General features: G+C 42.3%; 15 protein-coding genes. 9 read left to right on the forward strand and 6 right to left on the reverse strand.

The window, feature by feature from the left end; genetic code table 11:
* Positions 1 to 11: 11 nt before the first annotated feature.
* A complete protein-coding gene (locus tag DR864_RS09195; RefSeq protein ID WP_114066678.1) occupies positions 12 to 236 on the reverse strand; it encodes a helix-turn-helix domain-containing protein in 225 nt (74 codons plus the stop codon).
* 149 nt (positions 237 to 385) lie between these two features.
* On the opposite strand from DR864_RS09195, the gene DR864_RS09200 reads away from it, so the two are divergent.
* The 4 genes from DR864_RS09200 to DR864_RS09215 all read left to right on the forward strand — a co-directional run bounded on the left by DR864_RS09200 (position 386) and on the right by DR864_RS09215 (position 3,245).
* Positions 386 to 1,033, forward strand: coding sequence for a helix-turn-helix domain-containing protein (locus DR864_RS09200; RefSeq protein ID WP_114066679.1), 648 nt, complete (start codon positions 386 to 388; stop codon positions 1,031 to 1,033).
* A gap of 514 nt (positions 1,034 to 1,547) precedes the next feature.
* Positions 1,548 to 2,147, forward strand: a complete 600-nt coding sequence (locus tag DR864_RS09205; RefSeq protein ID WP_114066680.1) for a Crp/Fnr family transcriptional regulator — start codon at positions 1,548 to 1,550, stop codon at positions 2,145 to 2,147.
* Between the two features lie 63 nt (positions 2,148 to 2,210).
* The gene (locus tag DR864_RS09210; protein WP_114066681.1) at positions 2,211 to 2,831 is read left to right on the forward strand and encodes a hypothetical protein; all 621 of its coding nucleotides are present in this window, start codon (positions 2,211 to 2,213) and stop codon (positions 2,829 to 2,831) included.
* 12 nt (positions 2,832 to 2,843) lie between these two features.
* Positions 2,844 to 3,245 carry a DoxX family protein gene (locus DR864_RS09215; protein ID WP_114066682.1) on the forward strand — a complete coding sequence of 134 codons (402 nt, stop codon included), beginning with the start codon at positions 2,844 to 2,846 and terminating at the stop codon, positions 3,243 to 3,245.
* Positions 3,246 to 3,836: 591 nt separating this feature from the next.
* Here DR864_RS09215 and DR864_RS09220 read toward each other — a convergent pair.
* The 4 genes from DR864_RS09220 to DR864_RS09235 form a co-directional block, all read right to left on the reverse strand.
* Complete coding sequence (locus tag DR864_RS09220) at positions 3,837 to 4,427, reverse strand: MiaE family protein (RefSeq protein WP_114066683.1); 591 nt, start codon at positions 4,425 to 4,427, stop codon at positions 3,837 to 3,839.
* Between the two features lie 110 nt (positions 4,428 to 4,537).
* Entirely contained in the window at positions 4,538 to 5,488 is a 951-nt protein-coding gene (locus DR864_RS09225) for a threonine ammonia-lyase (protein WP_114066684.1), read from the reverse strand.
* A 185-nt stretch (positions 5,489 to 5,673) separates the two neighbouring features.
* Positions 5,674 to 6,159 carry a hypothetical protein gene (locus DR864_RS09230; protein WP_114066685.1) on the reverse strand — a complete coding sequence of 162 codons (486 nt, stop codon included), beginning with the start codon at positions 6,157 to 6,159 and terminating at the stop codon, positions 5,674 to 5,676.
* Between the two features lie 180 nt (positions 6,160 to 6,339).
* Entirely contained in the window at positions 6,340 to 8,205 is a 1,866-nt protein-coding gene (locus DR864_RS09235; RefSeq protein ID WP_162793676.1) for a tetratricopeptide repeat-containing sensor histidine kinase, read from the reverse strand.
* A gap of 304 nt (positions 8,206 to 8,509) precedes the next feature.
* On the opposite strand from DR864_RS09235, the gene DR864_RS09240 reads away from it, so the two are divergent.
* Positions 8,510 to 9,046, forward strand: coding sequence for a Crp/Fnr family transcriptional regulator (locus DR864_RS09240; RefSeq protein ID WP_162793678.1), 537 nt, complete (start codon positions 8,510 to 8,512; stop codon positions 9,044 to 9,046).
* Between the two features lie 74 nt (positions 9,047 to 9,120).
* Positions 9,121 to 9,483 carry a transposase family protein gene (locus DR864_RS09245; protein WP_162793680.1) on the forward strand — a complete coding sequence of 121 codons (363 nt, stop codon included), beginning with the start codon at positions 9,121 to 9,123 and terminating at the stop codon, positions 9,481 to 9,483.
* Positions 9,484 to 9,544: 61 nt separating this feature from the next.
* Here DR864_RS09245 and DR864_RS09250 read toward each other — a convergent pair whose 3' ends face one another.
* Positions 9,545 to 10,261, reverse strand: coding sequence for a LytR/AlgR family response regulator transcription factor (locus DR864_RS09250; RefSeq protein WP_114066689.1), 717 nt, complete (start codon positions 10,259 to 10,261; stop codon positions 9,545 to 9,547).
* Between the two features lie 466 nt (positions 10,262 to 10,727).
* On the opposite strand from DR864_RS09250, the gene DR864_RS09255 reads away from it, so the two are divergent.
* The 3 genes from DR864_RS09255 (at position 10,728) to DR864_RS09265 (ending at position 13,752) form a co-directional block, all read left to right on the forward strand.
* Positions 10,728 to 11,228: an AAA family ATPase gene (locus DR864_RS09255; RefSeq protein ID WP_114066690.1), complete on the forward strand. Its 501-nt coding sequence runs from the start codon at positions 10,728 to 10,730 to the stop codon at positions 11,226 to 11,228.
* Between the two features lie 88 nt (positions 11,229 to 11,316).
* A complete protein-coding gene (locus DR864_RS09260; protein WP_114066691.1) occupies positions 11,317 to 12,225 on the forward strand; it encodes an SMP-30/gluconolactonase/LRE family protein in 909 nt (302 codons plus the stop codon).
* Between the two features lie 159 nt (positions 12,226 to 12,384).
* Positions 12,385 to 13,752, forward strand: coding sequence for a Gfo/Idh/MocA family protein (locus DR864_RS09265; RefSeq protein ID WP_114066692.1), 1,368 nt, complete (start codon positions 12,385 to 12,387; stop codon positions 13,750 to 13,752).
* The last annotated feature ends 50 nt before the right edge of the window (positions 13,753 to 13,802 follow it).

A 13,802-nucleotide genomic window follows, 5' to 3' on the forward strand; every position in this document is an offset into this window, starting at 1 on the left:
CCTTTACTGTGTTAATCGTTAAATTCATCTGTACTTACCTTGAAAAATTTGGCAAGTAATTGGGCTTCCTTTAATGTCATATCAAGTTCCCCACGTAGAATCATACCAAATCGTTTTTGGTTAATCCCTGTTCGTTGGTAAAACTGAGTGCTAGGCTTCCATTTGCCGCAAATATGTTCCTCATACTTGCTAACTACCCTTTGGAGCGGGGTTTTAGGGTGTTCAATCGTTGTCATAACTGAATATATGGAGTTATTTGTCTGCAAACATGGAATAATATATCCATAAATACAAAATAAATTTCCCTAATTATGGCAATATTATTCCATGTTTTTAAAAATAAGTATTCGTAGTATTGTATAATAATTCCATAAATACGGACAAAATGGACATAACAGGGAGAATAGAATACTTTAGGGCAGCTAACAAAATACGAAAAGCAGACATGGCAAGGGCATTAGATATGGATGCCTCCCATTATAGTAAACTAGAACAACGGGGAGAAAAACTAACAATTGAGCAACTGGAAAAAATAGCATTTGCGTTAGGGGTATCAGTAATAGAACTACTGACAGGCGAACCACAAAACGATGAACGGGTAAAAGAGCTTGAAAAAGAAGTTGACCTTCTAACTACCAATCTTAATTACTATGTAAAGCTGGAATCCCTTTACGAAGAAAGAAGAGGAAATAGAGAGAGTCAAATACAGAGTTATTTACATGATGTACGCGAGTTCTTAGCGGTACAATATGAAATAGGAATAGCTAAATACATAAATAAAGAGACAGGGCAGATAACAAAAGTAAAAGTAGGCGAAAGTAATAGTGAGCTTGATACTGAATACTTTACTTTTAAATATGACCGTGAATTCTTGTTTACTAAAGATGAGTTAGCTACTTTAAATAAACTAATGTTCAGCGATAGCGATATTAATTGGCATATTGAAAATCTCATAAAATTAGGGCTTATAAGGGATGAAGGCATACTTTATGCCTATCGTCAGCACCTCAAAAGCCTTTATGATGAAGAGTGATTGATTAGTGAGTAAAGTCACAATTCCGATAACGGTACATTTAACGGTTACGGCAATAACTCGTTTATTTACAGCAACTTATAGAAATAGTTCATAAGTTATGCAAAAATGACAATCACGGCAAAGATATAATATATAAAAAGAAGCTTTTAAATGTCTGATTTACAAGTAGTTACGGGCTAAGTTCTTTTGTCTTCCTCTCTGCCCAAATTACTCATTTTCACTAATTTACAAGAAAATACTCACATTTCCGAAAGCCCTAAAATCAATTTTAGGGCTTTTTTTTGCTTCTCCCCTCGTTTAACGCTGCACGATTTTACAACCGCTAGATAATTTTTTCACCTAAATAAAGTAGCGTCTTTGAGTTGCTTTAAAAGTATCGTTACTTTTATGCTTCTGAGTGCTCAACTAATGAAAGTGAACAATAGCCCTAAAACAATAATAGCGCCCCTCTGGCAAACCGTATAAATTCCATATAATCCTTAAATAATAACGCCCAAATACGCGATTTTAAATGGATACGGATAATAGCATTTTACAATTAATCAAACACTTTAAGGAAATCGTTGTCCTTGATGATACCGACGTAGAATTAATTGTTCCTAGATTGGAAATAAAAAAAATAAATAGAAAAGAATACCTACTCCAACCTGGTCAGGTATCAAGGCATATGCGTTACATCGCAAAAGGAAGTATGCGCGTTTATTATATAGATGAAAAAAGTCAGGAATATACTTTACAGTTAGGTATCGAAAACTGGTGGATTAATGACCTTTATAGCTATTTAAGTGGGAAAACTTCCCGCATGTTTATTCAAGCCAATGAGCCCACTACACTTATCCAAATCAGCCAAAAAAATTTAGAAATACTATACAAAGAAGTACCAAATCTATCCGATTTTTTTCGCTTAAAAATGCAAAGTGCCTATGTTGCCCTGCAAGAGCGGACAATCGAAAACATGAGTATTGATGCCTACTCAAGATATAATGCCTTCATTAAAGACTACAGAAATCTCGAACAACGGTTCCCCCAATATATAATTGCTTCCTATTTAGGTATCACCCCTGAATTTTTAAGTTTTCTACGAAAAAAACACGCTTCTGGTATTTCTTAAGATACCTTAATTTTTATCATTTCTGCCATCCCTACTTTTGCTCTATAATTCAAATGAGCAAAAATGAAAAATAAACACATTGCGTTTGCACTTCTTTGGTTTTTTTCAATCAAACTAACCGCGCAGCAACTTACCTACGTCCCCGATATAGTCATCGGACACCGCTCTTCTACGTATTTACATAATGTTAACTTCCAGTTTAACAATAAGATTAGGGTAAATAATCTCACCTTATTTGACACTGAATATAAAGAAAATAAAAACAATATATTCTTTATACGAAACACATTATCGTACAATATTTCAAAGAAAATTTCATTAAATGCCGCTTTAGGAATTAAAAACCCTGGCTCTTTCTTTACCATTTCTGCACAGTACCGAATACTAAAACCAACGTATTCGTTTGCCTATTCTATTGGCACCACCTATCAAAAAGGAATCACAATTGAACAATCTATTTCAATTGAATATTATCCAAGGCTTACAGAAAACCTTCAATTGTATTTTAATTTCTTAGCTATCGCAAACGTAAATCTGGAGGAATATCAAAGAGGACTCCAATTTATTCGATTGGGATTAAAAGAAAAAAAAGTCAGCTATGGATTATTCCTTAATTTGGATCAATTCAATAATAATAACAAAACACTTGAAAACGCAGGGACTTTTATTAAATATCAATTTTAAACACACACAACAATGAAAAAAAACAGTGATTTAGGAATGTTTATCAGTAGGATTGCTATTGGGTTTCCAATGCTAGTTTATGGAATCAGTAAATTATTTTACGGTATTGATTTCATTAAAAACTTACTGATTGAAAAAGGCTTACCTTCATTCTTCGCATACGGGGTATTTTTAGGGGAAGTAGTGGCTCCAATCTTGATTATCGTAGGGTTTAGGACACGTTTAGCTGGACTATTTTTTGCGATAAATTGTTTGACTGCGATCTGCTTGGCACAAACATCTAATATTTTAAAACTCAACGAATATGGAGGTTGGGCTTTGGAGTTATTGGCTATCTACATGCTGGTTGGAATAAGTTTTTTATTTACCGGTGCTGGTAAATTGTCTATTTCGACTCAAAATCAATGGGATTAGAATAATAATATGGGTTTGGCAAAAGGATGAGCGAAAAATGCACTGCTATGATGCTCCAAGGACACATTTGTAGCCACAAAACGAAATGCATCATTTAAAATTTAGTGCCCAAAGCCCTCAATTCGCCAAACCCTAAACCCTTTTTTGGACATTTCCTCAAAAGAAGGGGGGAAAATACGCCAAAGTACACGGTACGATTGATACAATTAGGGGAGATTTTTTCATGGCTAAAATTTTTTTAAGAAATTTTGTGACCTAAAGTACATTTTTGAGTCGTGCAACAGAATAGACTACCAATTTCTTTATTCCCTCCCCCATTTCCTTTATCTCAAGAAAAACAACTCGGTACAAAGAACAAATACCACCGCGTGTCCGCTATCAATCTCCGAGTGTCCGTATACGGACAAAAACATATATACATCCCATTGATAATCAACAATTTAATTCAGTGGCATTGCATTTGAACCAATTTATCTATCTCCTATATGCAGCCATAGAGAAATGAAATAGTAGTTTAGGTTAAGAAAACAGAAAGCACCCGAGTCATACTTGGGTGCTTTTTTGTGGAGTACAATTTTCTAGTATCTCTGCTCAGTGCATTCGGTCGCCACGTAGGTCAAGGGTGTTCATGATGTGGGCTTCGGCGGCGAGGAGTTCTTTCCAACGAGCGCGTACTTTCTCGGCGGGCAGGTATTCTTCGGCGAGTTCGATAAAATTTCGATAGTGCCCCGCTTCCGAGACCATCAGCTCGTGGTAAAATGTCCGCAAACTTTCGTCGGCAATGTGCTGAGAAAGAAGTTTAAAACGCTCGCAGCTACGGGCTTCAATCAGCGCACACACCAGCAGACGGTCGAGAAAAACCTCGTCGCGGTCACCTTTTTTCTTTACGATTTCTTGCAAACGGTTGACGTATTCGTCTTTGCGGGCGCGTCCGAGTTTATACCCACGTTTATGAAGTTCTTTGAGCACCATTCTGAAATGTGCCCATTCTTCGGCCACTACGGGCGTCATTACTTCAACAAGTTTTTCTTTTTCGGGAAAATGCACAATCATCGAAATACAGGCCGACGCGGCTTTTTGCTCACAGTACGCATGGTCTACCAGAATTTGTTCGAGCTGCATTTCAGCAATATTGACCCAACGCGGGTCGGTAGGGAGTTCGAGTCCGAGCGTGGTTATCATTTAAAAATTGACAGTTATCATTCAACATTTCTCAGTGTTCAATCTCTGTGTCCCTCTGTTTCTCAGTGGTAAACAAAAATAAACCACGGAGAGAAGGAGGGGCACAGAGGTTAGTTGCTACCAAAGGGCAATTTACCTAAGTCGACATTGCCGCCCGTGAGAATGATGCCTACTTTTTTACCTTCAAAACGCTCTTTGTTGCGGAGCAAGGCCGCAAAAGGCACCGCACAAGAAGGCTCAATGATGATTTTCATGCGTTCCCAAATCAGGCGCATAGCGGCGATGATTTCAGGGTCGCTCACGAGCAAAATATCTTTGACGTGCAACCGAATAATTTCCAAGGTTTTATCGCCCAAATTCGTCAACAGACCGTCGGCAATGGTATCAATGTAAGGCGCTTTTTCGATGTTTCCAGTTTTGAAAGAAAGTACGGCATCGGCCGCCCCCTCTGGCTCACCAGCGATGATTTCGGTTTTGGGCGCCAGATAATGCGCCGCCAGCGCGGTTCCGCTTAGCAGTCCTCCCCCGCCCACGGGTGCCATAATCACGTCAAAAAGCCCGTGGTCTTCGATAAGTTCTTTGGTGGCAGTAGCTTGGCCAGCAATAACCCGATAATCATTGAAAGGGTGAATCATGGTAGCACCGTGCTCGGCAATGACCCGCTCAACGGTACTTTCGCGGGCTTCAAGCGTAGGCTCACACTCAATCACTTCGGCTCCGTAGCCGCGTACGGCATCTTTTTTCACCTGAGGAGCTGTGCGGGGCATCACAATGTAGGCTTTGGTTCCGACCAACCCCGCCGCGTAGGCAATGGCCTGGGCGTGGTTGCCCGAAGAGTGCGTTGTGACCCCGTTTTTAAGTTCTTCGGGCGTCAGTGATAAAACGGCATTGACCCCGCCCCGGGCTTTAAAAGCACCAATTTTTTGAAAATTTTCGCACTTGAAATATAAATCAGCCCCACTGACACGGTTCAATGTTTGGCAGGTCAGCGTGGGCGTATGATGAATGTAGGGTCGAATGCGGTCGTGAGCCGCGGTGATAATGGATAGAGTTGGAATCATTTTGCTGAGTTTTGGAAGCGAATATGGGATAAAATGTCGAAATTCGACAAAACAACTCATTTTTTTTCAATCCTCTCCCCTGAGCAAACACACGTAAGCCGCGCTCCCAGAAGCGCCTGAACTGAAATCCAGTTAGGGTACTTGCGGGGCACGGCCTACTTCCTACACTAAATTATAAACGGGCGCTAAACCGCTTTCCAGGTCATTACTATTTTTACGGGTTCTCCGTCCTCTTCTTCTTCAATCTCCACTTTCAACAGTTTTGATGAAGCCTCCACTACTTTCCATTCCGAAATCTCATTTTTATCGTCGGCGTCTACGATGCGGAGCATTTTGGTTTTTTCATCGTAAGTCCATGCGCCCGCATTGCCTTCAGTGGGGCCATCGTCGTCGCAACGTTTGGCTCCGTTTTCTCCCCCAAGCTGGCCCCCTTTTTCAAAAATAATAATGTTGTCTTTATCGCAATCACGCAATAAAAACATCAAATCAGGATCGAGTTTACCATCACCGTCAAAGTCCACGGCGGGATCCATAATGAAAGACGAAAGCATAAGGCGTTTACCAACAAAGGGTAATCCATTGGCTCCTGGCTCTACTTCGATGTCATTTTTTTTGCACCCAGACACGGTCATGAGAAGGATGGCCATTGCGGCCACCACAAAAGAGTTCATTCGTTTCACAGCGTTTTGTTTTTTATTTTAAAATGGTTGTAACTAAACATCAACGCGGCCTAAGCACGGCCCATTGACGCAACAAATATGGCCCTGATGGAGCGCACAACCAATTTAAAACTGACTGAAGTGTCATTTTGGGCCGCTGAACTGGGAAAAGAAATACCAATCCGTGCTGATTCAGGAGATGAACCCAAGGGTAAACATTGTTCCTTTGGTCAGCTCGCTTGTTACCGACAATGTACCTTGATTTGCTTCCACGAGTTCTTTCACCAAAACCAGCCCTACGCCCGTGCCTTGCTCTCGGGCTGTACCCATTTGAGAAGTTGTTTTGTTGAGTTGAAACAAATTTTGAAGCTGCTCTTCCGACATTCCCACGCCCGTGTCTGCTATCACAAACTGGTGCATGTCTTTTTCTTTAGAATAACTAAGTCTGATTTTACCGCCAGAATGGGTAAACTTGAGCGCATTTTGTAGCAAATTCCTAAAAATAACAGCGACATGGTTTCGGTCGACCATTATTTGGACGTTGGCAGAAATCTCGTTGACGATATGAATAGTTTTGATTTGAGCCATTGGTAGCAACAACTCAATCTCTTCCTCAATGATGGAGGCCACCTCCACATTTTCCCGCTTAGGGCGAATACCGCGCATTTGAGAAAAAGACCAATTCAATACATTATCGAGCATGGTATGAACATTATTGAGCTGAACCGTCAGGTTTTTGGTCGAATTCGCAAATTCCGCCTGCGTCAACACTCCCCAATCAGTAAGCATTAGATAATTTTTAAGTCCTGCCACAGGCGACCGTAAATCATGCGACAAAATGGCAAAAAGTTTATCTTTTGTGGTATTGAGCATGGTCAGTTCGGCTTTTTGGAGCTCAATGCGACTTTTATTGCGTTGCAAAAGAAAGACAAAACCAACCAGCAATACCACAATCACGATAGTACTGAGCAGAAAAGCCTGCTGTTGTTTTTTTTGTTCAGCGAGCATCATGATTTCTGTGGTCTGTTTTTCTCTATCCAATGCTGCCTGAAGTCGGGTCATCTGCAGTTCGCTACTTTCTTTGTGTTCTTTGTTTCGGTTATTAAGCGCCAAGTTTATATACACCTGTTGACTTTCGTACGCCTGCTGAAATTTACGCTGACCAGCATAGGCTTGGTGCTGGGCTTTATACATGAGAAGCAACGTTCCAGAATCGGGTTGGGGTTTTGCCCGTTCAATGTCCATCCCTTGCTGCACAAGTTTTTCGGCGTTTTCATAATGCGCTAGTTGAAGCTCTAATTGAATCAACGGATAAATCGTTTCTGAGTTTCCGCCTTTGGCCATAAGCGACTTCCCCACCATTGATGCCTTTTGCAGATAGCTTTGCGCTTCCTGACTCTTCCCCCTCGTTATCAGAAGTTTACAATAATCCAAACAAGCCCATATCCAACGGGCTTTACTATTTTTTTCGCAGAGTTTCATCATCTCAAAAGCTACCTGTTCGGCTTCTGCAAACTTATTTTTTTTAGTATAAACCACTGTAAGTACGTTGTAAGCTGCCGCGATGGTTTGCCAATCTTTGGTTTTTTTGGCATACTCCAACGCCTTAAGCAACCACTCTTCCTGCGGCAAATTCTGATGATCGGCAATCACACCTATGATACCATAACACCTAGCCAACAGCACATTATCTTTGGCTTGTTTTGCCGAAATAACGCATTTTTTCAACCACTCCAACGCCTGAGTTTCATCCGACAGTTTGTACATATACACATGGCCTAGCCGATACATAGACTGAGCCGTTCGTGCGGCATCCTTGCGAACCTGGGCGATATGGAGCGCTTGGCCAAGAAAATACAGGGAAGAATCAATATTAACCTCTCGGTAGGCCGTACCAAGAGCATGATAAAGCTGGTACTGAGCGGTATCGGAGGTCGCTACTTCCAACTGTTTTTTTAGCACCAGAACGTTGGTTTGAGCTCGGGAAAAAATACTAATACCCAAAAACAACGTCAATAAATGAAAACCTAACGGATTTTTAAGGGTGGGCAAACGCATATTCAGATAGGTTATGAGCAGTTTATATGATACGTTTCTCGGATTCATTCCGTACCATCAAAATTTATATGGACACAAAAGAGTGGTTCATGTACGAAACAGCCCGTTTCATAAACTTCTCCTTTCTTATTGTTTTAGCATAAACCGAAATATGCTTTTTTTGTAGTGAAAAATATACCTCTTTGTGCAAATATAACTTTAATACCGTTGAATTTACTCTGCAAAAAGTATGTTTTTTTGACCCTAACACTTAATCTACGTGACTTTATTTTACCAGTACCTTCTGCGCCATTCATCTATTTCTGTGAATGAAATAGACTTTGTCGCTTCTTTTTTTCGGAAAGAAGTTTTGAAGGCTAGTGAGTGTTTTATACGACAAGGCAATACCTCTGCCAAGTTGGCATTTGTAGAAGAAGGAGTTCTTAAAACCAACTACACCTATTCCGAGGAAGAGACCATCCGTTCATTTAGCCAAAAAAATAATTGGATAGGACACTGGGAAAGTTTTATCGGCCAAAAGCCCTCTCCTAACTCGGTTTACGCCGTTTCAAACTGCCAGTTGGTCACTATTACGCGGCACGGGTTTCAACGACTAGAAGAAGAACTTGCCAATGGGAGTACTACTCTGCGGAAGGCCATTTTTGAAGAGCTTCAGGCCGCCTGGACTAATCCCTATAAACGCATTGAAGACCCAAAAGAACGCTACGAGAAATTTATCCAAGCTCAGCCCGAAGTAGCCTTTGAGCTCTCTACCGAAAATATTGCCACTTATTTGCAGATTCCGCACGAACTATTGCTGCAGGTTCTGTGCGAAACACTGTTTTTTTATAAAAGTATATAATTCTAACAGATTGCATGATTGACATGACTAGCATCCCAAAATGGCGTTATAGCCTCTTACAAAACAATGAGTTAATGCTCCGTCGTCTTACTGGTTTAAACCGCCGCAAGTTTGAAGCACTGCATCCATATTTTGAAAACACCCTGAATGACTATTTTAATAAATTTACGATAGAAGGCACTCCCCGGAATCGTCGTCCGTTCGTTCATGGAAATGCCATCTTTACCGATACCCGCGACTCCCTTCTTTTTATTTTGGCGTATGTAAACGGCAATGTCCGTCAAGTTCAACTGGCCGAATTTTTCGGTATTGACCAACCCAAAGTCAGCAAGTACATAAAAATACTGCGCCCCATCCTATCTCAAGCCATCAAAACCAACCCAAATGCCCTCTCAAAATACAAAAAGGAGATTCTGTTTAATAAAATAAACAAATGACAAAAGCAGGGTTGTTTATTGGAAGAAAGAAATGGCATTTCCCCAACCCTTACGCCTCGCTCTAACTGCTCCGACGGATCAAATGCCCTTCAATATGCTTACGGTTGATTTGCATACGGTATTGGTCTCCGATGGGTATGAACTCCCCAGAGCTAAGCACAATATCATTTTTAGTAATGCTCTTAATGGCACCCCGATAGACCAAATATGAACGATGAACCCTCAAAAATGCGTCACCTTTGAGTTGTTCTTCCATTTTAGTAATTGAAATAATCGGCAAGTAGTTTTTTTGTTTGGTCACGATTTGCAGAAAATTATCTTGCGCTTTCATATAGAGCACGTCCTCGTAAGCAATCTGCTCATAATTTAGGTTTTCCCGCACGAAAAAATAAGGGGATACCATGGCCGTCTCGGGCAAAACGGCCAAGCGCTGCCGCACTTTTTCGATGCTTTGTAAAAAACGATCCAAATCAAGGGGCTTCAACAGAAAATCAACGGGTGATACATCGTAGCAATCCAAGGCATAATCGCGATGGGCGGTCACAAAAATAACACATGGCGCGTAACGGATACTTTTTACAAAAGCAAGACCCGACATTTCGGGCATTTCTATGTCACAAATCAATAAATCCACTTCTTTTTCGGCCATTTTTGCGTAGCCTTCCATGACCGAACCACACACACCAACCAATTCAAGAAGAGGGTTCATCTGCACAAATTTGCCCAAGATTTTTTGCCAATTGATGTCATCATCAATAATTAACGTGTTTATTTTCATTGCTTACTAGAACGAATAAATACGAGATCGTTTGTTTTTCATTTACCATTATTAAGGATTCACATACCAAAAGGAGTCATTCATCCATTTTCTATTTTTGGGCTTTGTCAAACGCACCTCGGGTTATATCTTTGCATACCCTTTAATAATCAAACTTAATGGTATAAATACCAGATAAGGATATACAAAACTAGCAAACGTCTACAAAAAACAAACTTTACCTTACTCCTTTTTATAGCATTTTACCCTACTCTTTTTAACCGTTCACATTATTTCACTATTGTCCGAGCATCATTTTAGGACACTATCCATTTAACCAAGATTTTCTGGGAACGTTCTATTGCCCAAATCAAAAAAAGTATTTTTGATTTGGGCAACTTTACTTTTTGAATAATATTGCCACCATAAGAAGGCCACTCTAAAAAAAACACTCGCTGATGTGTACAATCGGAAGTACCTTTGGGCTATGCGACACATCATTAACCTCATCGGGCCACCTTCGGCGGGCAAAAGCACCGTCATTCAGGAATTGAAACGGCTCCTTCCTTTTTATGAGGTACTGGCGATTGATGATTTTCGACAACGATTGAAGGTCACCACGCCCGAAGAAGAAAATACGGCGTGGAATCAACTTTGGATGGCCGCCCTAAAAGCCGATTACTGCATCATCGAAAGCACTGGGACCTCTCCTCAACTGAGCATGATGTTGGACCGCCTTTGGCGGGCTCCTGGCACCAATATTTTGACGGTGGCATTGTTGGCATCTCCCCGCACCCGCCGCCTACGCGACACCCAACGTGCAAGCGAAGGGTATCAACCTTTGCCCAGACTTTCCGAACCTGTGGGTCAGCGCTGGAAACCCCTTTCTGAACTATCGGTTTCAGTGAGTTTGGATGCCGATAAGCTGCCTGCGACCCAACTCGCCGCCCTACTGCGCGACCAACTTCCACCCGATTTTATTGATTGATTTTTTTCTCATCCAACGAGTATGCAGAGAAAGAAGTAGAAATGGGTACAAACAGCATTTATACTTGCGTTGTATAACTCCCAATGCTATGAACCGTTGTCACAAATCTTTCTTCCTGTTTTCTGTCTTACTCATGCCTTTTTCATCCGCCCATAGCCAATCGACCGACTCCCCCAAATTGGTGGCGGAAGGCGCCACAATTCAATTGGTTTCGGAACAGTTCGCTTTTACCGAAGGGCCAACCGTCGATAAAAAGGGAAACATCTTTTTTACGGACCAACCCAACGATAAAATCTGGAAATACGGCACCGACGGAAAACTATCCGTGTTTATGGAGAAAGCGGGTCGTTCCAATGGACTTTTTGTTGACAAAAAAGGGAACATTATTTCGTGTGCCGACGAAAATAATCAGCTATGGTCCATCAGTCCGAAAGGAAAAATCACGGTACTACTCGATGGTCATCAAGGGCTAAAATTCAATGGTCCCAATGATTTATGGCTCGACTCAAAAGGCGGCATATACTTCACCGACCCGTACTATCAGCGCGACTACTGGACCCGCAAAAAACCCGAAATCGAAGGTCAGAAAGTATATTATTTGCCCAAAGGCAAAAAAGAAGCGGTGATTGTGGACGATGCGTTGGTGCAACCTAACGGAATCGTCGGAACGCCCGATGGTAAGTACCTTTACGTAGCCGACATACGGGCCAGCAAAACCTATAAATACCAAATCAACGACGATGGTACGCTCTCCAATCGCCAATTGCACCTATCGCAAGGCTCCGACGGCATGACCCTCGACAGTCGCGGCAACCTCTACATCACCGGAAAAGGCGTGACCGTATATGACCCAACAGGTAAGAAAATAGAAACCATTACTGTACCTGCGGGCTGGACTGCCAATGTTTGTTTTGGCGGCAAAAACCGTGATGTCTTATTCATCACCGCTTCTAAGGCCGTTTTCACGCTCCAAATGCAGGTAAAAGGAGTTGAATAACCTACCGTTTTTGGTTAAACAAACCCTGCCCAATCCCCTAAAAATTAGTCAGTGTTAAAATCGTGGCGGATAAAAAAGTATTTGCCGTATGCAAGCCACTTTTAGAAGAGTACTACTACTAAACCGCGACGGGTGTCGCACGAAAACTTTTAATTTCTAATGGATAATTTTCACATCAACCGTCGACGTTTCTTACTCGGAACCTCAGCTTCTTTGGCCCTTACGGCAGTCAATGCCAAAGGAATGACGAACCTAAAATTGGCAAAAACCTATCGCGTGGCGTTGATTGGTACGGGCTGGTATGGCAAAAGCGATTTGTTTCGGCTCATTCAGGTCGCATCCGTCGATGTTATTGCGCTCTGCGACGTGGATAAAAATATGCTTGAAGCCGCTGGCAAACTCGTGAGCCAACGTCAGAAATCAGGAAAAGTACCCAAGCTGTACGGCGACTATAAAAAAATGCTGGCCGAAAACCAGTTAGACATTGTACTCATCGGTACTCCTGACCACTGGCACGCCCTCCAAACCATAGACGCGCTGAAAGCAGGCGCGCACGTGTACGTGCAAAAACCCATCAGCGTTGACGTGATGGAAGGGGAAGCAATGGTAGCGGCGGCCCGCAAGTACGGCAAGGTAGTACAGGTAGGAACCCAACGCAAAAGTACCCCTCACCTCATTGATGCCAAAAAGAACATCGTAGATGCTGGCCTTTTGGGCAAAATATCGCACGTGGAAATGTGTTGCTACTTTCACATGCGCAACAACGGTAATCCTCCCACCGAGCCCGTACCCGCGTTTTTGGATTATGAATCATGGACTGGCCCCGCCCCCATGCGGCCTTACGACGGCCTACCGCACATCCGTTGGTGGCGTACCTTCACTGAGTACGGCAACGGCATTACGGGCGATATGTGTGTCCACATGTTTGACACCGTTCGTTGGATGCTAAAACTAGGTTGGCCCACTAGAATATCTTCGCAGGGCGGGATTTATGTACAAAAAGAAGGCAAATCCAATATTTCGGATACGCAATCGGCAGTATTTGAATATCCCGAACTCAACTGCGTGTGGCAACACCGCACTTGGGGCACGCCCAACAATCCAGCCTATCCGTGGTCGTTTACGCTTTATGGTGACAAAGGTACCCTCTGGGCAAGCACCATGGCGTACGATTTTATCCCGCAGGGCAAAGGCGAGAAAATCCACAAAGATGTGGTGTATGAAAAAGAAAAATACCCAGAAGATAACACTGAAGAGCGCATTGAACTAAACGCCGCTCCCGCTACACGCCTGCACATGCTTGATTTTATAGCAGCCATCGAAAATGGCGGCCGACCAGTAGCCGACATTGAAGAAGGCCATATTTCTACCGCAAGCTGTATTTTGGCCAATATCTCAATGAAAGTTGGACGCCCCGTGGTGTATGACCCCAAGAAACGCGAAATCGTGGGTGACCGCGAAGCCAACAGCCTCCTGACTCGGCCTTACCGCCAACCATACAAGCATCCCGACCCGGCCAAAGTCTAACCGACGAATAAAGTAAGTCATCATTTTACATTTACGCATGAGGGGTGGGG

Origin of the sequence: Runella rosea (genome assembly GCF_003325355.1) — a bacterium.
Lineage (GTDB): Bacteria > Bacteroidota > Bacteroidia > Cytophagales > Spirosomataceae > Runella > Runella rosea.